Below are 19,010 nucleotides of genomic sequence, written 5' to 3' on the forward strand. Positions count from 1 at the left end.
TAAGAACACAAATTATAGAAAAATGAAAATTAAATCAATTTTATTAGCTACACTTTTATTGGGCTCAACCGTTGCCTTTGCGCAGAAAGGAGAGCTTAATAAAGCAAAAAGTAAATACAGTTCATTTGCTACCCTTACCGGTGGTGCTGTGGAGAATGTGCCGGAATTGGCAATGAAAGAACTGGGTGAAGCTAAGGAAGCTATTGATAAAGCCGCCACGCATGAAAAGACGAAGGATTTGCCGGAAACATGGACTTACTTGGCTTTGATCAACTCAGAGTATGCCATGATCAATCAAAAGTCAGGAAAGGCGGCAGAAGGGGAGGCCTCTTATAAGGCAGCGGGTGATGCTTTCTTAAAAGCAAAGAGTTTAAACGAAGGAAGTGATGATAAGGAATTGAAGGGAAATATGGACAGAGCTGGAAGCTTATTGGCCAATTACGAAATAGGTAACGGTGTAAAAGCATTTGAAACAAATGATTTTGCTTCTGCTTACACAGCCTTTAACAATGGATTGAAATATATGCCGGGGGATTCTATTTTAACTTTATATGCCGGTATTGCTGCTCAAAATAATCAACAATACGATGATGCGATCAGTAAATTTAAGACGTTAATTCCAAAAAGCTCGGATGCTTACCTCAATTTATCAGATGCATACCTAAAGAAAGGCGATACAGCATCGGCGGTTAAATACATCGATGAGGCAGCTACGAAGTTTCCGGATAGTGCAAAGATTATCAATCAGAAAATTGTGTTGAATATCACTACCGGCAATAGCGAGAAAGTAATTAAGGATATTGAATCTCAAATGGCTGCGGATCCGTCCAATGGGGAGCTTCCTTTCTTCTTAGGTTATGCATACGAATCCACAAAACAGCCTGATAAAGCATTGGAAGCGTATAAGAAAGGTATTGAAGCGAAACCGGATGACGCGCGTAACTATGGTGCAGCGGCAGCTATTATTTTAAATAAGGCACGTGATATATACAACGCAGCCAGCAGCATTCCAACAAATAAAGAGGCGGAATACAAAGCCAAATTACAAGAAGCCTATACTTTAGCTGATACAGCGGTACCTTATTTGGAAAAGGCTACTACGCTAGATCCAAAAACGAAAGGTTATTGGGAAAATATGCGTTTTTATTACCAGTTAAAAGGTGATGAGGCTAAAACGAAGGAAATTACGGATAAATTAAATGCGCTTTAAGAAGCTGCATTAATCACAAAAAAAGCTGTTCCCCATCAGGAACAGCTTTTTTTGTGATTAAAGTATCAAGTATCAGGACACCTGCCTACCGGCGGGCAGGTAAGTATCAGGTATCAGGACTTCCTATCTTATGTTTTACGTCCGATGTCTAACATCGCGTAATTCATCACTCATCTACAAACTAAATAATCCCCTCATTCAAAAGATCATGTAAATGGACAATACCATCATATTGATTATTGCGGACTACCAGTAATTGGGTGATATGATTGTTTCGCATCATATTGAGTGCATGAACGGCCAGCTCATCGTATTGAATCACCTTGGGGTTATTGCCCATGATATCTTCGGCCTTTAATTTCCCGATATCCTGATTCGACTCGAGCATTCTACGGATATCGCCATCGGTGATAATCCCACTTATTTTTTTATCGTTCACGACGGCAACAGCACCTAATCGATTTTTGGTTATTTCCACCAGGACAGCTTTAATAGGCGTATCACTTTTCACCTCGGGCTTTGCATTCTGGCGCGCTAAATCGGTTACTTTGAGATATAAGCGTTTCCCTAGCGCACCCCCCGGATGATACTTAGCAAAGTCGTCATTTGTGAAAGATCGACATTCCAGAAGACAAATAGCGAGCGCATCGCCCATAGCCAGCTGGGCCGTTGTGCTGGTAGTTGGTGCCAGGTTCAAGGGACAAGCCTCTCTGGACACGGTCGTGTCCAGTATAAAATCGGCTTGTTCAGCCAAATATGATTTTGTATTTCCAACCATTGCGATTATCTTTGCGTTGGAATTTTTAAGCAGTGGTACAAGCACTTTAATTTCCGGAGTATTTCCGCTCTTAGAGATGGCTATTACAATATCTTCTTGTTGTAGCATCCCTAAATCTCCGTGAATGGCGTCTGCCGCATGCATGAAAATTGCCGGTGTTCCTGTAGAGTTCATGGTGGCAACAATTTTCTGTGCGATGATAGCACTTTTACCTATTCCTGTAATAATTACGCGGCCCTTTATATCGAGTATGGCATGTACGGTGTTGATAAAATCTTCGTTGATATTTTTTGTCAGTTTACTGATCGCTTCGGCTTCTAATGTAAGTGCGGAAATGGCAATATTTTCAATGTCGGATTTGGTTTTCACGGATATTTTTTATTAATTTTAGTAAGAATTAAGGCAAATTTATGTTATTTTAAACATTAATAGACATAAGCCTTTCTTTAATTTTTCGGAAGGACAATGGAGATAGAAAAAACATTATTTGACAATTTGCAGAATTTTTTTGGTTTTGATACTTTCAAGGGAGATCAAGAGGCGATAATAACCAATATTCTGCAAAAGAAGGACACGTTTGTAATAATGCCAACCGGTGGCGGAAAATCAATATGTTATCAGTTACCGGCGTTAATGAGTGAGGGAACCGCTGTTGTTATATCCCCATTGATTGCACTGATGAAGAATCAAGTAGATCAATTAAGGGCATTTGGAGGTGCAGATAGCATTGCTCATTTTCTAAATTCATCGCTCAATAAAAGTGAAATTACAAGGGTTAAACAGGATGTACTGGATGGGAAGACAAAACTTCTATACGTAGCACCTGAATCCCTCGCAAAAACAGACAATATTGAATTCCTGAAATTAATTACCGTTTCGTTTGTTGCTGTCGACGAGGCACACTGTATTTCGGAGTGGGGACATGATTTCAGACCTGAGTATCGCAAGATAAGGCAGGTAATCAACGGGATAGGGGAGAATATCCCGATTATTGCTTTGACGGCTACAGCCACCCCGAAGGTACAATCTGATATACGGAAAAATTTGCAAATGAATGATGCGACCTTATTCAAGTCCTCATTCAATCGGCCTAATTTATATTACGAGGTACGACCTAAGAAAAATGTCGTTAAGGAAATTGTAAAATTTATAAAAAATAACCCTTCCAAATCCGGTATCATCTATTGTTTAAGTCGTAAAAAGGTGGAAGAGATCGCCGAAGTGCTTAATATTAATGGTATTTCCGCTCTTCCTTATCACGCGGGTTTGGATGCAAAGACAAGAGCTGAGACACAAGATAAATTCCTGATGGAGGATGTCGAAGTTATTGTAGCAACCATTGCTTTTGGTATGGGAATTGACAAGCCGGATGTCCGTTATGTTATTCACCATGATATTCCAAAAAGCATGGAAGGTTATTACCAAGAGACAGGCCGTGCCGGACGCGACGGAGGGGAAGGCGTTTGTATTGCCTTTTATTCGGAAAAGGATATCGAAAAATTAACTAAATTCATGAAGGATAAACCGGTTTCTGAAAGGGAAATCGGTACCCAAATATTGAAGGAGGTGATCGATTACTCCGAATCCTCTGTGTGTAGGAGAAAGCAGATATTACATTACTTTGGCGAGAACTTCAATGAGGCCGGCTGCAATAACATGTGCGATAATTGTAATAGCCATCGTACGCAATTTGATGCTGAAGAATCGTTGCATAAGACTTTATCCTTTATCAAAGAACAGGGAGAAAAATTTGATGACTTTCATATTACGAATGTGATGATCGGTCAAAATAACCAGCCTGTGTCTTCTTACAAACATGATATTCATCCTTTTTTTGGTACTGGAAAAGAGCAAGGGGTGATCTATTGGAAGTCTTTGCTTAGGCAGGCGGTATTGAATAACTATTTATACAAGGATATTGACAATTATGGATTGCTAAAGTTAACCAAAACGGGGGCAGACTATATTGAAAACCCCTATAGTGTTAAGTTTTACTTGAATAATCCAATGGAGAAAGCAGACGAAGAAGGGGATGAGACACCGGCACAGAGTGGAGGTGCTTTGGATACACAGCTCTTGCAGATGCTTAAGGACCTGCGAAAGAAAATTGCAAAAAGTAAGGGACTTCCTCCATTCGTTATTTTTCAAGATCCATCGCTGGAAGAAATGTGTACGCATTATCCGATAACTTTAGACGAATTGAAACAGATCCATGGAGTAGGGGCGGGAAAGGCTGCTAAATTCGGGAGTCAGTTTGTTTCGCTAATCAAAAGCTATGTTGAGGAGAATGATATTGATCGTCCGGTAGACTTGGTTATTAAAGGAACGGCTAATAAGTCGGCTTTAAAGGTTTCCATTATTCAAAATATTGATAGAAAGATCGGTTTGGATGATATTGCTTCTGCTAAAGGGCTGTCATACGAAGATGTATTAAAGGAGGTGGAATCCATTGTTAATTCGGGTACCAAATTGAATTTAAACTACTTTATCGATGAAATGATTGATCTTGACCGTCAAGATGAGGTTTTCGACTATTTCCGTACAGCTGAAGTTGACTCTATTGACGTAGCACTAAAGGATTTAGGAACCGAAGACTATACTTTTGAGGAAATACAACTCATGCGAATTAAATTTATGTCTGAGTTGGGGAATTAGTCGATAGTAAAAAGTCGAGTGGTTGAATAGTAGATTGATATAGTTAGCGAGTAAGGATTAGCCTCGTGCGAGCTTACAGCTTATAGCCTACAGCTAGCTTGCGTCTTGTGCAACTGACAACTTAAAACTTAAAACGAAAGAAATGACAATAAACACAATAGCTGGGATCAAGCATACGGATTCCGGCAATTTTTTTCTAATGGCAGGCCCATGCGCCATCGAGGGAGAAGACATGGCTTTGTCGATAGCAGACAAAATTGTAGGCATTACTGACAAACTGAAAATTCCTTATATTTTCAAAGGTTCCTATAGAAAGGCAAACCGTTCCAAATCTGATTCTTTCACAGGAATAGGTGATGAAAAGGCATTAAAAATCCTAAAAAAGGTACGGGATACGTTTGGCGTTCCGGTTGTTACTGATATTCATGAAACACATGAGGCCGCGATGGCCGCCGAGTATGTGGATGTCTTGCAAATTCCTGCTTTTCTATGTAGACAAACGGAATTGTTAGTCGCTGCCGGAAAAACGGGTAAAGTGGTTAATATTAAAAAAAGGACAGTTTTTATCAGCTGATTCCATGCGGTTTGCGGTTGACAAGGTTATCGAAACCGGTAATCAACAAGTAATATTAACTGATAGAGGGAATACCTTTGGCTATCAGGATTTGATTGTAGATTTCAGAGGAATCCCTACAATGCGATCGTTTAACGTTCCCGTAGTGATGGATTGTACGCATTCATTGCAACAGCCGAATCAAGCATCCGGCGTAACGGGAGGAAAGCCGGAACTGATTGGCACCATAGCCAAAGCGGCCGTAGCGGTAGGCGCCGATGGCTTGTTTATTGAAACGCATCCCGATCCTGCTAACGCTAAGTCGGATGGAGCTAATATGCTGCACCTGAATTATCTGGAAGATTTGTTAATACAACTGACCCGAATCAGGGAGGCGATTAGGTAGCTATTGTTGTTGCTGGTTTCCCATCAAGTTGGTATCTTCATAGCCGGCTATAAACAGGGGATCGCGTCTTTTTACTGCGTTCGTTTGCTCGAATAGCTTTCCGTCTTCATAGTGAATGGATACACGAACGGAAAGCGATTGATGGCAATTACCACGGAAAGTACCTTTAACCGGTGAGCAATCTTTGAAGTTTCTTCCTATTGCTAATTTAACGTGATAATTGGTTACCCATGTGTTATTGGTTGGGTCAATACCGGCCCATCCAAACTGTGGTATATAAGCTTCAACCCAAGCATGGGTTGCACCTTCACCGCGCATCCCGGTTTTGTTTGGACAGATGTAACCACTTACATATCGGGAAGGGATCTTTAAAGTTCTTAAGATTTGAAGCATTACGTGCGCAAAATCTTGACAAACGCCTGCTTTGTGCTGTAATATTTCGTCTACAGTCGTCTCAATGTCCGTAATACCCTGAACATATTTGAAATGTTTAAAAATGTAACTGCTGCATCGTTCGATGGTTTCAGCAACACTTAAACCTTCGTTTGTCAATTTAATTACAATCCCGTCGATAAGGTGTTGATTCCGTATTTTTTCCGGTTTTGTCAGTTCAATTAAATTCAAATTGTTAGTTGTTTCATGATGGAGTTGTTCAAAACCGCTATGAAAATTTACCTGAATTAGATTCGATGAAGTGGTGCGAACTGTTAACTGATTTTCGATAATAAGCTCCTGATGCGGATGTAGGATTGAAAAAGTAGCGACTTTATTTTTCCAATAATCTGTATAAATATGAAGGATCGGGGAGAAGCTGATGTTGAGTTCTTGATTCAACAGCTCTTGCTCTTTGCAGATGAAAGGAAAGATCCGTATCTCATTAATGCTCTCAATAACCGGATTTTCGTAGGTGTACCTGGTGATATGGGAAATGGTGTATATTGCCATGATGAATCTTTTAATAGGAAAAAAATAACAGTTTGAGTTTGGCGTTGAAGTCTTGTAGCTTACGTTTAAGCTCTAAGAAGAAAGATTGGATATCCGTGGATGGTAGCGATGCGGGATCCATAAAGCGTATGCGACTGTGAATTCGCCCGAAACTTCGTAACAGTTCAGGTACTTCAGGATTGGTGTTTTCCTTCACAAGTACGGCTAACGATCGTTCAATCTGATTTAGGCAATACAATACCGAATGTGGAAAATCCGCATTAAAGATGACCTGATGGAGAATTTGTTGATTGTGTTTGGTGCTTCGATAGGTTTTTAGATATGCTTCATAACCCGCAAGAGATAAGAGGAGAAATCTCCAACTGGTGATATCAAGTTCCTTGTATAAATCGTAGTTATGAAGCGCACATTGTTTATCGGTTAATATAAGAGTTTCGATTCCTCTTTCAACAAATTTGCCGAGCTTCATGACGTTCCATCCGATTCCTCTTTGCATCGTTACATCTGCAACACCTGCATACATCATGCTGTGCTTTAAAAATAAATCGATAATCTCCAACGCGTCTGCACTAGCAAGTTTTAGTTTTACGAAAGGCCGGTTGATAAGATGATAAATGGAATTAACTTCTTCCCAAACTTCTCGAGTAATATGGTCTTGTATACCACGGGCATTTTCACGTGCTTTTTGAATGATGTTCTTCGCGGAATTTTCGTTGTTGTTATCTAACAGCAAATAATGAAGTGCCGCATAGGTGTCGTTTTCAAATACCTGAGCCTTATCCTCCGGTAAATCAGTATATACCTGCAAAATCGGTTTCCATGTTCCACTGTTGATGTTCTTATCTAAAGAATAGATATAATGAGTTCTGGCAACACGAAGCATTTCTTCAACGCGCTCCATATATCTACTTAACCAGAATAATGAATCTGCAATGCGACTTAACATATCGGATGATTAATTAGTCAATAATCCACGTGTCTTTACTACCTCCACCTTGCGACGAATTTACAACAAGCGACCCTTCCGTTAAGGCAACGCGAGTCAAGCCTCCGGGAACTAATTTGATTCCCTGTGGACCGTATAAGGCATAAGGGCGAAGGTCGACATGGCGAGGTTGAATCTTGCCATTAATAAAACATGGAACCGTACTTAATTGAATAATGGGCTGGGCAACATAATTGCGGGGATTTTTTTCAATCTCGCTTTTGGCTTTTAGCCATTCTCGTTCGCTGATCGCGTTTCCCATAATCATACCATAGCCGCCCGATTGATTGGTGTTTTTTATAACGAGGTTATCTATATTTGAAATAGCATATTTAAGCACTTCCGGATCACTGAGCTGATAGGTAGGAATGTTGTTTAATATCGGCTCTTCATTCAGGTAATATTTAATCATTTCGGGGACATAAGCATATACTGCTTTGTCGTCGGCTACGCCGTTTCCCACTGCATTGACGATAGCCACATTGCCTTTCCGGTAAGTACTCAGTAAACCAGGCACGCCAAGTAAGCTGTCTTGCTTGAATACGAGTGGGTCCAAAAACTCGTCATCCACTCTTCGATAGATGACATTTACCTGTTTAAGACCTTTGGTCGTTTTCGTGTATACTTTATGATTATCGACTACCAAATCCCGGCCTTCTACAAGATCAACGCCCATTTGTTTTGCCAGGAAGGTGTGTTCGTAATAAGCCGAATTAAAAATCCCAGGTGTTAATATAACTATATATGGATCAGATACTTGAGAAGAAATCAAGTTAAGTAAAACTTCATGTAAGAGCGTAGGGTAGTGGGTAACGCTCCGAACATTCGATGAGGATAAAATATCAGGAAAAATTCGCTTCGTTACTTCACGGTTTTCTAACATGTAGCTCACCCCGGAAGGCGTACGAAGATTGTCTTCCAATACATAAAATTTGCCATCGCTTCCGCGTATCAAATCGATCCCGGAAATGTGAACATAGATATCGTAAGGGACCCTGATACCGTAAGCTTCTCTGGTATAATGTGGGCAACTGGCAATTAGCTCCGCAGGAACGATACCGTCACGTAATATCTGTTGTTCATGATAAATATCCTTTAGAAATAGATTTAGCACTTTTAAACGCTGAATAATGCCCTTTTCAATTTCTTCCCATTCAGCACCCGTGATAATCCTGGGGATAATATCAAAAGGAAAGATGCGCTCAATTCCTTCATTATTGTTGTAAACTGTAAAAGTAATGCCTTGATTTAAGAACAATTCTCCCGCTAAACGATGCCGATTGCTCATGCTATCCACGTCAAGGTTTTTAAGCATCGAGAAAACATGACTATATTGATGACGGATGTTTTTAGAGTCATACATCTCATCCCAAGTATTTTCATGATACACATATTCGTTCAGAAAATGATCATTTGACATATATTCTTATTTTTTGCTAATTTTAAGCAAATAAAATCGCATTTGCAATAAAAATATATCAATATAAGCCGAAAAAAATTGAAATAATTTAAAAAATATCATTTTTCTTACGTTTTTCATTTAAAAATTAAACTAAAAAATATGTGAAAAAAGCAAATACACATACAGAATTGATATTGTATTGTTTTACTTATTAAAATCATTAAAACATAATAGATAATAATAAAATATTTCTACTGTATCACATTATTTTGGCATAAAAGCAGTTATACATTTTATTTAAGCAATATAAAATATGCACAAAATAATAAAAATGCTTTTATAGTAGGAATTTTAGTTGTATCTGGTATGTGAGGAATAGTAACTGCCTGCAATTTATGATATATTTATCGGCCTGATTTTCCGACCACACTTCATAAGTAATCACAGATTTTTGTAAGGTTATCAACAGCTTTATTTGTTAGCACATATTTAGCCATTTCTCTTTATCAGAGTAAACATTAAAAGGCAAACTATTTTATCTTATAATTTATATTATGTTAAATAAAAAGTTTTCCCCTCGCCCCATATTAACATATGGTTGATATTTTGTAACTTTGGCCTTAGTTAAACTAATCTTCTATATTTTCACAGATTCCTATGAGAGCAATTGCCGAGCTTCCGCATAAAGAATGCAAAATCAGCATCTTTTCCATGAATCAAAAGTTTATTATTAAATTTGAGCAAGGTTCTCTTGAACAAGTTTACAAGATTACTGAAATGGATGTTACGGACGGCGTAAACGGTGTTTTTCAAATACTGGACGAAGAATTTGTGCAGGCTATCGTTGCACGTTTTGCTACTATGCGTGCAGATTTTAAAAAGGCTTATGAACGTCATGAATATTAGCTATAAACGATAAGCTATATTTTGTGACTCTCTGTAGGATTTTCTTCTTGATCGCCTCAGATCATCCTTTCTGCTCCTATCCTTCCTCAATTTCTTCTTTTCTTTACTATGTCAAATTCATTAATAAGCAGCTTGTTATGATTTGTTTTTGATCGAAACCGAATTATATTTTGCTTTCTTTGCGATCAAGGGCTAACATCTCGATCTTTACGGTATCAACTCTTTATATAAAAGACGTTAAATATATTATTTTCAGGTAAATATAGTTGTAAATAAAATATTGTTTGGTGATCAAATAGATCTAGTACTAATTTTGTAGGCCTATTTATAAGCTATAAGCCATATGCTCTAAGCCGTAAGCTTATGGTCTACTCAACTATTCTACTACTCAACTATTTAACCACACTGAGCAATTGATCGACCACCTTCGGGACACCGATACTAGCTTTCGCTGCAACACTTTGAATTTCTGAATCCACTCGATTAAGTTGATGAGCCTCGGGATCGATTAAAATCTTTTGTGCATAATGAGGCGGGAAATTTATCAGACCTGCCGCCGGGTATACTTGTAGCGACGTACCTATAATCAGGAGGATATCAGCCTTTCGGCATTCATCAATAGCCGTTTGCATCATTGGAACGGGTTCGCCAAACCAAACGACATGAGGTCTTAGTTGGGAACCCCTGGCGCAACGGTCCCCCATTTTTATCTCTGTTCCCTGTATGTCATAAATCAATAATGGATCAAGAGAAGATTGTGCTTTTGTGATTATTCCATGGAGATGGATAACATGTTTTGATCCTGCCCGCTCATGCAGGTCATCAATGTTCTGGGTAATTATGGTGACCTGAAATTTGCTTTCTAATTTGACAAGGGCTTGATGAGCCGCATTGGGTTGTGCATCCAGCACGGCTTTTCTCCTGATATTATAAAAATGTTGTACTAATTCGGGGTCTTTTCGCCAAGCTTCGGGAGTAGCGACGTCTTCTACTTTATATCCTTCCCATAAACCATCCTCACCGCGAAAGGTCTTCAATCCACTTTCCGCCGATATACCTGCTCCCGTGAATACGACAACCTTCATGCCTGATTATTTGTAGTTTGGCTTGCTTATGCTTAGTTCATGAGGTACGGCAAGAAGAGGGAAATGCTTTTTCGCCCATTCAAATCCTCCGTAGAGAATAATTCCATAAGCTAAATTGCCCAGCAATAGATTCTTTTCAAATGGAATGGCTTTAATGTAACAGTCGGTAAAGCCCTGGGCGTTTAAGGGATATATTTGACCACTTATCCAGACACCAAAATTAGTGACAATCCAATGGATTAACACCGAAGCTATGGTCGCTCCGAAAACACGCAAGGTCGTCACTTTTTTTATTAGGCTACCAACAAATACCATAAGTGCGAAAGCAATATACACGTACACAATGCCCTCATAAAATAAAGTGATTTTTCCGTAATAACCGTAATTAACGATGATATCGGAAATAAAAAGTGTTAACAGGGGTGTAAAATAAGCAGCCCACCTATTGCGAAAATAAGTTCCTGCAAACAACGCGGTAGCTCCAATGGGTGTGAAATTGGCCCAGTCTCCAAATTTACCTACATTAAGAATCCGCAAAAGCGCGGTGCTAACGATGATTAAAATGAGCATGGCATTCCGTGTGTTGACTCTGCCGGTTTCGCTTGTGTTCATACTTGAATTATTTGTCTACAAACTTAACTAAAATGCGTGTTATTTACTAATTTAGTTGATCAAGACGTAGGTGTCAAGTACCAGGATGTAGGTATTAAGATGTAAGTATCAAGTATCAGACATAGGAAATCTTAGATCTTGTGTCTCTCATCTTATGTCCTATGTCCTATGTCTCTTATCACAAATAAACATATCCGATCTTAAACATGCTCGCATAGTCGTCCGACTGCAAATTTCTCGCTGTTTGTGGAATCTCAATTTGAATATGCTTATCAACAATCTTCCAGCGAAGCTTGACTTTTGAACCTACCAGGCTTATATCATGTAGTTTGGCGTCCTCTTTTAATGGCAATTCCAATTTAGCGGGTAAGTTCTCCCCTCCCTCTTTGTGTAAAATAAAAGCATAAACGGTATTTTCCTCCCTATTTTGTGTAAAAAAAATATTGCCGATTGAATAAGGAGCAATACTATGCGAAGCATAAATGCCTTCTCCGTATTTATTTATCCATTTTCCGATCTCCTTTAAACGCTGATAGGCTATAGGATCCCAGTCTCCTTTGGGCCCGGGAGCTATGTTGAGTAGGTAGTTCCCCCCTCTTGATACTATTTTTATTAGATTGTGCACGATTTCTCTCGCCGGCTTATATTGATCGTTCGGAACATAGCTGAATGAGTTGCCCATGGTCATGCATGATTCCCAGGGAATATCGAGCGGCTTGTTGGGGATCGACTGTTCCGGTGTGACATAATTTTCATATTCACCCGGGACAGTTCTATCTACGATAATAATGCCCGGTTGTTTTTTGCGCGCCATGTTAGCGATTCTTGGCATGTCTATGTCCTGTTCTGTTTTAATGCCTCGTTGCCATTCGACGGTAGTATCTACAGTCGCTAATGGTCGCACCCACCCCCCGTCTAACCATAGGATGTCAATTTTACCATAGTCAGTCATTAACTCGCTAATCTGGTTGTAAGTAAAGTCTTTGAATTGCTGCCAGCGATCCGGATACTTTTTTGGGTCATAGTTGACATTTCTATCTTTTGGCGGGAAATAAGGCCACCAATAATACGGTGTATGCCAATCAGGTTTGGAAAAGTAGGCTCCTATTTTGAACTGATCTTGTCGAAAAGCGTTAAAAATCTCTTTGGCTACATTGGCACGAGGGTTACCTGAAAAAGGTGATTTGCTATCGGTAATCTTATAATTACTTTGCTTTGTGTCAAACATGGCAAAACCATCATGATGCTTGGTGGTGAATACCACGTACTTCATGCCAGCTTCCTTCGCCGCCAGAGCCCATTTTCCGGGATTGAAGTCAATCGGATTAAACTGTTTCTGTAAATCTTCGTAGGCCTTAACATATTCATAATAATTGGCTGCATGTGGGCCCCGACGTTGCGTCCACCCTTCGTCTTCGGGACAAAGGCTCCAACTTTCAACAATTCCCCATTGACTATAAGTGCCCCAATGCATAAAAAGGCCAAATTTCAATTCTTGCCATTCAGACAGGTTTTTCACGACCAATGGATCTTTCGGCTTAATATAATTGGCCGATGTGTTATGTTCCTGGCCGATAGCCTGGGTTCCGAAGTATAAACTCAGTAACCCCACTAAAAATTTTTTCATATTATATGATATTACAAGTTATTTTCAATAGCACCAACATTTTCTCGGTAAAGATCTAATGGTCCGTCCAACAACAGCGCAATAACTGTCATTTGCGGATCTAGACGATCTTCCGGTACGGGTATATAGGTTATCCCCGGTACTTTGCTCCAATATAATTTGTTGTAAATCAGTGGTGTTAATAAAGTGCCCTCGCCCACAATTCGCGCACGTTGTATTGTGTTTCTAAGTCCTTTAATAGCTATAGGGCCGGTTGGTTTGCCTTCAATAAACAAAAATAAGGTTTGTTTATCTTCCGATAAAGCACTAAGTCCGGTATAGTGCCCTTCCGGAAGGCCGCTCTTCGCATGGTACAGCGCTTCGGCATGCTTCGTTATCCAAGCTTGCAAAGAAGGGTTTTCAGGTAAACGATAATTGTATCCATCTGCTGCTAACTGGCTGTTATCAAAAAGATTATTGCCTGCATTGATGTTGTTGATAATTGTGTGAATCTGCTGGCCTAAACTTGTTTCAGGGCGTTGTAAATTCTCGTGAGCGATTTTGTTCAGTTGCGGCGTACTAAGCTTCAATGTTTCAGCAAGTTGAACGGCTACAACAGTAGCATCCTTGTCTTCCGCGGCGGCCGGGATGTCAATAGCTAGTTGTTGCCCCTGTTCTTGGAAAGAAATATTTCCTTGGTGGCCTAAAATGCACACGGTGTTTACTTTAGACGTTAAGCCATTGATATATATTGTTTTATTGTCCTTTTTCTCGAGAAATAAGTAAATTGTTTTATTGTCTTTCGATAAAGCGGATTTTCCTATGAAATGACCGTGCGGCAGCCCTTCTCGGGTTCCGTAAATGGCTTCCTCGTTTTTTTGTGTCCACCGACCAAGATCTTTCAAAATGGCAATTTGTTCAGTCGGGATACGGCCATCCGCCTGTGGGCCGATATCCAAGAGTAGGTTCCCTCCCATACTAATGCAATCAATCAAGGTTCGGATAATCATATTCGATGATTTATAATGCCGGTCGTACGGCTGATAACCCCAAGAATCGTTCATGGTATAGCATAATTCCCAATACGGATTGGATGGTTTAAGCACGGGTACGCCTTGTTCGGGGGTGTCATAATCGCCATGGCCTGTTAATCGTGCATTGACTATAATATTTGGATTGTGTCTTCGAAGATTTGCTAATATACTTTCAGCTTGCCATTCGCCGGCACTATGCTCCCAATCGCCATCAAACCATAATAAATCTGGGTCGAAGCGATCCGAAAGCTCTTCCAGTTGGCCCATCATGTAGTTTTGATATCGTTGCCATCGGTTTGGGTCGTCTTTTAAGTTGTATCGCTTTCTGAGGCGAGTGAAGACATCATAATCGTCTTGGCTCCAGTCGGGCAAAGAAAAATAAATTCCTGATTTGATCTCTTTTCTTTTCAGCGCCTTTAAAAAAGGACTGAGCACGTCACGTTTAGCCGCACCGTGCTTCTCAATCGTAATAGCCTTATCAACCTTACTGTCCCATAATGCTACACCATCGTGATGTTTAGAAGTGATAACGGCATACTTAGCACCGCTGAGAGAAATGAGATCTACCCACTCTTCCGGCTTGTAGTTTGATGCCGTAAAGCCCTGCAATTGCCGCATATAGGCTTCATGATTTAAATAATTATTGAAAAAAGACCATGATTCGGAAATACCATTTACCGAATAGATTCCCCAATGGATAAATATACCCAATTTGGCATCCTTAAACCATTCCATTTTTTGCTGATTGGTTGTTTGCTTTTCCTGCGCAGATGTGGAAAGAAAAAGAAAGCACGCTAAAAGCTTAACGACTATATATTTTATTGGCATAAGTTGTGGTTAGATTTTAATTTTTTTGATAAAGATAATCTATTTATCATTTTAGGCAAAGAAATTGTATCACGGATTTAAAAATACGTTAACTTTATTTTTATTTACTCCTATGTACATTATATGAAAACAGTTGTACTCCCTTTTTATGTTAAACTGGCCTGCGTCTTATTGAGTATCCTATTATTGGGCTACCTGGCGATTTTAGGACATACCATTTTGGCTCCATTGATCTTTGGATTTTTATGCTCGGTTTTGCTGTTGCCGCTGGCTAATCTTCTGGAACGCAATTTTCAAATGCCTCGTTCCGTATCTTCGTTGTTATCATCCATTGCGCTGGTCATACTCATTGGTGCGGTGTTCACCTTGTTAGGTACTCAGCTTTCGTCTTTGGCAAATGATTGGCCGGCTTTTAAGCAACAGCTCTTGAAATCAGCAGCTGACCTGCAGTTTTGGATTTCCGATACCTTTCATGTAAACAACAAAGCACAGATTGACTATATCAATCAAGCTGCTTCAAAATCACTTAGTACCGGGACTACCTTGTTGAGCAAAACATTGATGTCCTTATCGTCACTGTTTTTACTGTTGCTATTCTCTTTTCTTTATACGTTTTTTATTCTTTTTCATAGAAGGTTGATTGTTAGGTTTTTAGTGAATTCATTTAAAGAAAATCATAGCCCTGTTGTGTATGAAATTGTCTACCAGATCCAGTATATTATAAAACGTTATGTCGTGGGACTTTTTTTACAAATGCTGATAGTCACTATTCTGGCGTGCTTGGCATTTTACTTTATTGGCGTAAAGTACAGCTTCCTCCTAGGGTTGATTACAGGCATTTTCAATATTATTCCTTATGTGGGGATTTTTACCGCCTTAGTGATCACGGTTCTAATCACTTTTGCTACCTCGACAGCAACGAATGTCCTTTTTGTTGTGATTGCATTGGTCGTTATTCATGCAGTAGATGGAAATTACATTATGCCGAAAATCGTTGGCTCGAAAGTGCAAATTAATACCTTGATTGCCCTAATTGGTCTCGTGCTGGGCGAAATGCTTTGGGGAATTACCGGGATGTTTTTATCAATACCCATCATTGCCATTATGAAAGTGGTTTTTGATAGAATACCGGAGCTTAAGCCTTGGGGCATGTTGTTAGGAGACGAAAGCAGTGAAGAAGGTAGTTATATGAAGATCCCCAAGCGAACACGAAAGCAAAAAATAGAGAATCTGTTAGATTGAGTAAATGGGATGTCATATTTGGCGTCGTGTAGACAAGATTTAAAACTTATCCCGTCAGTTACCGTTTATTGTTAGTAACAAATAAATTTACGTAAATGGCACATAAAAGGAAGTTAGGTTTAACAGCGTTAGAGGTTTCCCCTATTGCTTTTGGAGGTAATGTTTTTGGATGGACTTTAGATGAAACAGCATCTTTTCAGTTATTGGATGCATTGATAGATGGCGGCTATAATTTTATAGACACTGCCGATGTATATTCCAAATGGGTTCCGGGAAATAAAGGTGGCGAATCAGAGACGATTATTGGGAATTGGTTATCGAAACGGGGAAAACGCGATGATGTAGTGATTGCTACCAAGTTAGGTGCTGAGATGGATAAAGACAGAAAGGGGCTAAAAGCCGCTTATGTAAAAGAAGCGGTAGAGGCTTCGTTGAAAAGACTAAAAACGGATTATATTGATCTCTATCAAACCCATTATGACGATGAGGCGACGCCGGTTGAAGAAACTATGGAGGCGCTAAATACCCTTATTGAAGAGGGTAAAGTACGCTATATCGGCGCCTCTAATTTCAAGGCTGCACGTATTGCTGCTTCGAACGAATTTGCAAGAAAAAACAATTTGCAGCCTTATGTCAGCATCCAACCCCTTTATAATCTATACGACCGGCAGACGTTTGAGACGGAGTATCTTTCGTTGGTACAGGATCAAAATCTGGCCGTGCTAAATTATTATGCATTGGCTAGTGGCTTTCTTACCGGCAAGTATCGAACGGAAGCTGATTTAGGCAAAAGCCAGCGAGGTGAAACGGTAAAACAATACTTGAATGAACGCGGTGAAAGAATTCTGGTTGCCTTGGAAGAAATCGCCGCCAATAAAAGTGCAACGAAGGCGCAAATAGCCATTGCCTGGTTGCTCCATAAACCTTTTATTACCGCGCCTATTGCCAGCGCAACCAATGAGAAACAGCTGCATGATTTAATTACGTCGGCAGACATCGCACTGAGTTCGGAGGAAATAAAAATATTGGATAACGCAAGTAGTTATTAGGGAGCAGTTAGCAGGGAGTAGTTATTAGGGAGTAGTTAGCAGGGAGTAGTTATTAGGGAGTAGTTAATAGGGAGTAGTTATTAGGGAGTAGTTAATAGGGAGTAGTTATTAGGGAAATAGTTAATAGGGAGAACTTTTTTCTTATCTGTTACCTAGCCTTTAACTAGTTCCCTAGCTCCAACTCACCGGTTCACTGTTCCCTACTCACTGTTCCCTTGTTCCCTATTAACCGGTTCACTGTTCCCTTAAAGTGCTTGAATGTACTGATGAAACAATTGAATCGCTTCTCTTTTTTTATCAGTAAGCGCAAAGTCGATAGCGTGATTAAGGTAATGAGCGATATCAAAATCGTCCCTTTTAGGCAAGTTGTCGATAACCTTATCTCGATTATCCAATCCGAATTTCATTGATTTATTGAAAAGTTCAATAAAACTGCTCGGTAAAGATTTGTTAGCGGCCCATACGGCGAAAGCAAAAGGTAAACCCGTAAAGTTCATCCACTCAGCTCCCATATCATAAACAAAAGGAAAGCTTTCCTTTTTTCCAAACGTCCGATCACCTATTTCGACGAATGCATCGGCATTTTGGTCTTCCGTAAGTTCAACCGGTTGTTTCCAGTAATTTTTTAACAGTACGCGAGCAAGGTTGTTAGAAGTGCGTGACTGCTTATCAAGTCGTAGCGTTTTTATTTCGTGAACCGGTTTGTTGCTAAAAATAAATACTGAATTAACTGCGCCGGTAGCGCCGATACAATAGTCTGAAATAATTTCATATTTCGGTATCTGCAATAGAGCGGCTACCGGTACCAAGCCTACGTCCACCTGACAATCAATTAGCTTTTGTGCGCAGGTACTTGGTATATCCAAGCTTAATTCTATTTCATCAATCAGTGGGGTGTTTTTTATACCATAGATAAATGGAGTCGTATTTGTATAGGATACGGCTGATACTTTAATTTTGTTCATGTGTTAATATAAAATGCTATTCGACGTCCTGAAGCTGTGCTAAATGGTTTATGTTGTAATGATCTTCAATCGTAAAGGTACCCTCATTATAGGAAACTAAATATAGAGCCGTATTCATATGAGGAAAGTCGTCCATTTGAGATAAAGGTTTGTTTATCAGTAAGCAAAGTAGAATACGCATCGCGCGACCGTGCATACAGATAAGCACATTGCGTTCATCGGGTTGGGAGGTGATATAATCCATAGCCTTTTTTTGCCTTTCCTGTACTTGATTAGGACTTTCGCCTCCTTCTATGGCGATATCTAATTTCCCTTCGCTCCATTGCTGCGTAATCGAGTTGAAACCTGTGATAATGTTAGTGGATTGCTCTTTACCTTCGTAAATTCCCCAACTAATTTCATCCAGTCCTTCGAGCTGTTCCCAAGGAATACCTTGATTAATAAAATTAGCGACTGTTTGATGGGTTCGGATTAGGGTAGAGGTATATATTTTATCAAATTTTATTGCTTGGTAAGCTTCATAGAAAGCCTGCGCCTGTTGATTTCCCAGGTCATTTAACGGTGTGTTGACACCCCTGCCCTGTACTATTCCCTGTTTGTTTAAATCGGTTTCTCCGTGTCTGATTATATAGAATAATTTTTTCATTAAAATGATTTGTTCTTTATCGGTGATGAAGCTTGCATAAATTATTCATTTTTCTTCGGTATATGGCAATTTATGCAGGTTTCATTCAAGTAATTTGTTCTTT

The 19,010-nt window shown here is 39.6% G+C and carries 15 protein-coding genes and 1 pseudogene; 6 read left to right on the forward strand and 10 right to left on the reverse strand.

Features of this window, described 5'->3' with window-relative positions:
• Window positions 1-22 precede the first annotated feature (22 nt).
• Entirely contained in the window at window positions 23-1,210 is a 1,188-nt protein-coding gene (locus tag QT327_RS12810; protein WP_130857786.1) for a tetratricopeptide repeat protein, read from the forward strand.
• Window positions 1,211-1,391: 181 nt separating this feature from the next.
• On the opposite strand, the gene QT327_RS12815 is transcribed toward QT327_RS12810, so the two are convergent.
• Complete coding sequence (locus QT327_RS12815; protein WP_013666623.1) at window positions 1,392-2,357, reverse strand: KpsF/GutQ family sugar-phosphate isomerase; 966 nt, start codon at window positions 2,355-2,357, stop codon at window positions 1,392-1,394.
• Between the two features lie 96 nt (window positions 2,358-2,453).
• Between QT327_RS12815 and recQ the strand changes: the two genes are divergently transcribed.
• Both recQ and kdsA read left to right on the forward strand, forming a co-directional pair.
• Window positions 2,454-4,643, forward strand: coding sequence for a DNA helicase RecQ (gene recQ, locus QT327_RS12820; RefSeq protein WP_130857785.1), 2,190 nt, complete (start codon window positions 2,454-2,456; stop codon window positions 4,641-4,643).
• A gap of 142 nt (window positions 4,644-4,785) precedes the next feature.
• A pseudogene (gene kdsA / locus QT327_RS12825) lies at window positions 4,786-5,602 on the forward strand (3-deoxy-8-phosphooctulonate synthase).
• Here the strand turns inward: kdsA and QT327_RS12830 are convergent.
• From QT327_RS12830 to QT327_RS12840, 3 genes are read right to left on the reverse strand one after another with little or no spacing between them, the layout of a single operon-like run.
• Window positions 5,603-6,547: a transglutaminase family protein gene (locus QT327_RS12830; protein ID WP_130857783.1), complete on the reverse strand. Its 945-nt coding sequence runs from the start codon at window positions 6,545-6,547 to the stop codon at window positions 5,603-5,605. It lies immediately after the preceding pseudogene.
• Window positions 6,548-6,557: 10 nt separating this feature from the next.
• Window positions 6,558-7,493, reverse strand: a complete 936-nt coding sequence (locus QT327_RS12835; RefSeq protein WP_013666627.1) for an alpha-E domain-containing protein — start codon at window positions 7,491-7,493, stop codon at window positions 6,558-6,560.
• A 13-nt stretch (window positions 7,494-7,506) separates the two neighbouring features.
• Window positions 7,507-8,952: a circularly permuted type 2 ATP-grasp protein gene (locus tag QT327_RS12840; protein WP_013666628.1), complete on the reverse strand. Its 1,446-nt coding sequence runs from the start codon at window positions 8,950-8,952 to the stop codon at window positions 7,507-7,509.
• Between the two features lie 639 nt (window positions 8,953-9,591).
• Between QT327_RS12840 and QT327_RS12845 the strand changes: the two genes are divergently transcribed.
• Window positions 9,592-9,840, forward strand: a complete 249-nt coding sequence (locus QT327_RS12845; protein WP_130857782.1) for a hypothetical protein — start codon at window positions 9,592-9,594, stop codon at window positions 9,838-9,840.
• A gap of 392 nt (window positions 9,841-10,232) precedes the next feature.
• Here the strand turns inward: QT327_RS12845 and QT327_RS12850 are convergent, their stop codons facing one another.
• The 4 genes from QT327_RS12850 to QT327_RS12865 form a co-directional block, all read right to left on the reverse strand.
• Complete coding sequence (locus tag QT327_RS12850) at window positions 10,233-10,925, reverse strand: SIR2 family NAD-dependent protein deacylase (RefSeq protein WP_130857781.1); 693 nt, start codon at window positions 10,923-10,925, stop codon at window positions 10,233-10,235.
• A gap of 6 nt (window positions 10,926-10,931) precedes the next feature.
• The gene (locus QT327_RS12855; RefSeq protein WP_130857780.1) at window positions 10,932-11,537 is read right to left on the reverse strand and encodes a DUF6580 family putative transport protein; all 606 of its coding nucleotides are present in this window, start codon (window positions 11,535-11,537) and stop codon (window positions 10,932-10,934) included.
• Between the two features lie 178 nt (window positions 11,538-11,715).
• Window positions 11,716-13,164: an alpha-L-fucosidase gene (locus QT327_RS12860; protein ID WP_130857779.1), complete on the reverse strand. Its 1,449-nt coding sequence runs from the start codon at window positions 13,162-13,164 to the stop codon at window positions 11,716-11,718.
• Between the two features lie 11 nt (window positions 13,165-13,175).
• Window positions 13,176-15,005 (reverse strand): alpha-L-fucosidase, encoded by a 1,830-nt coding sequence (locus QT327_RS12865; RefSeq protein WP_130857778.1) that lies wholly within the window; start codon window positions 15,003-15,005, stop codon window positions 13,176-13,178.
• 123 nt (window positions 15,006-15,128) lie between these two features.
• Between QT327_RS12865 and QT327_RS12870 the strand changes: the two genes are divergently transcribed.
• Both QT327_RS12870 and QT327_RS12875 read left to right on the forward strand, forming a co-directional pair.
• Window positions 15,129-16,247 carry an AI-2E family transporter gene (locus QT327_RS12870; RefSeq protein WP_130857777.1) on the forward strand — a complete coding sequence of 373 codons (1,119 nt, stop codon included), beginning with the start codon at window positions 15,129-15,131 and terminating at the stop codon, window positions 16,245-16,247.
• Window positions 16,248-16,342: 95 nt separating this feature from the next.
• Window positions 16,343-17,296 (forward strand): aldo/keto reductase, encoded by a 954-nt coding sequence (locus tag QT327_RS12875; RefSeq protein WP_149105699.1) that lies wholly within the window; start codon window positions 16,343-16,345, stop codon window positions 17,294-17,296.
• A gap of 245 nt (window positions 17,297-17,541) precedes the next feature.
• On the opposite strand, the gene QT327_RS12880 is transcribed toward QT327_RS12875, so the two are convergent.
• A complete protein-coding gene (locus QT327_RS12880) occupies window positions 17,542-18,261 on the reverse strand; it encodes a menaquinone biosynthetic enzyme MqnA/MqnD family protein (protein ID WP_130857775.1) in 720 nt (239 codons plus the stop codon).
• A gap of 16 nt (window positions 18,262-18,277) precedes the next feature.
• On the reverse strand, window positions 18,278-18,907 hold the full coding sequence (locus QT327_RS12885; RefSeq protein WP_013666636.1) for a histidine phosphatase family protein: 630 nt from the start codon (window positions 18,905-18,907) through the stop codon (window positions 18,278-18,280).
• Window positions 18,908-19,010 lie beyond the last annotated feature (103 nt).

It is taken from the genome of Olivibacter sp. 47 (assembly GCF_030372825.1).
In the GTDB taxonomy this organism is placed as follows: Bacteria; Bacteroidota; Bacteroidia; order Sphingobacteriales; family Sphingobacteriaceae; genus Olivibacter; species Olivibacter oleidegradans.

Coding starts and splice junctions, on each gene's coding strand:
- QT327_RS12845 (WP_130857782.1), top strand. CDS start 9,592: ATGAGAGCAATTGCCGAGCTTCCGCATAAAGAATGCAAAATCAGCATC.
- QT327_RS12885 (WP_013666636.1), bottom strand. CDS start 18,907: ATGAAAAAATTATTCTATATAATCAGACACGGAGAAACCGATTTAAAC.
- QT327_RS12860 (WP_130857779.1), bottom strand. CDS start 13,164: ATGAAAAAATTTTTAGTGGGGTTACTGAGTTTATACTTCGGAACCCAG.
- QT327_RS12875 (WP_149105699.1), top strand. CDS start 16,343: ATGGCACATAAAAGGAAGTTAGGTTTAACAGCGTTAGAGGTTTCCCCT.
- QT327_RS12870 (WP_130857777.1), top strand. CDS start 15,129: ATGAAAACAGTTGTACTCCCTTTTTATGTTAAACTGGCCTGCGTCTTA.
- recQ (WP_130857785.1), top strand. CDS start 2,454: ATGGAGATAGAAAAAACATTATTTGACAATTTGCAGAATTTTTTTGGT.
- QT327_RS12840 (WP_013666628.1), bottom strand. CDS start 8,952: ATGTCAAATGATCATTTTCTGAACGAATATGTGTATCATGAAAATACT.
- QT327_RS12835 (WP_013666627.1), bottom strand. CDS start 7,493: ATGTTAAGTCGCATTGCAGATTCATTATTCTGGTTAAGTAGATATATG.
- QT327_RS12810 (WP_130857786.1), top strand. CDS start 23: ATGAAAATTAAATCAATTTTATTAGCTACACTTTTATTGGGCTCAACC.
- QT327_RS12855 (WP_130857780.1), bottom strand. CDS start 11,537: ATGAACACAAGCGAAACCGGCAGAGTCAACACACGGAATGCCATGCTC.
- QT327_RS12865 (WP_130857778.1), bottom strand. CDS start 15,005: ATGCCAATAAAATATATAGTCGTTAAGCTTTTAGCGTGCTTTCTTTTT.
- QT327_RS12830 (WP_130857783.1), bottom strand. CDS start 6,547: ATGGCAATATACACCATTTCCCATATCACCAGGTACACCTACGAAAAT.
- QT327_RS12880 (WP_130857775.1), bottom strand. CDS start 18,261: ATGAACAAAATTAAAGTATCAGCCGTATCCTATACAAATACGACTCCA.
- QT327_RS12850 (WP_130857781.1), bottom strand. CDS start 10,925: ATGAAGGTTGTCGTATTCACGGGAGCAGGTATATCGGCGGAAAGTGGA.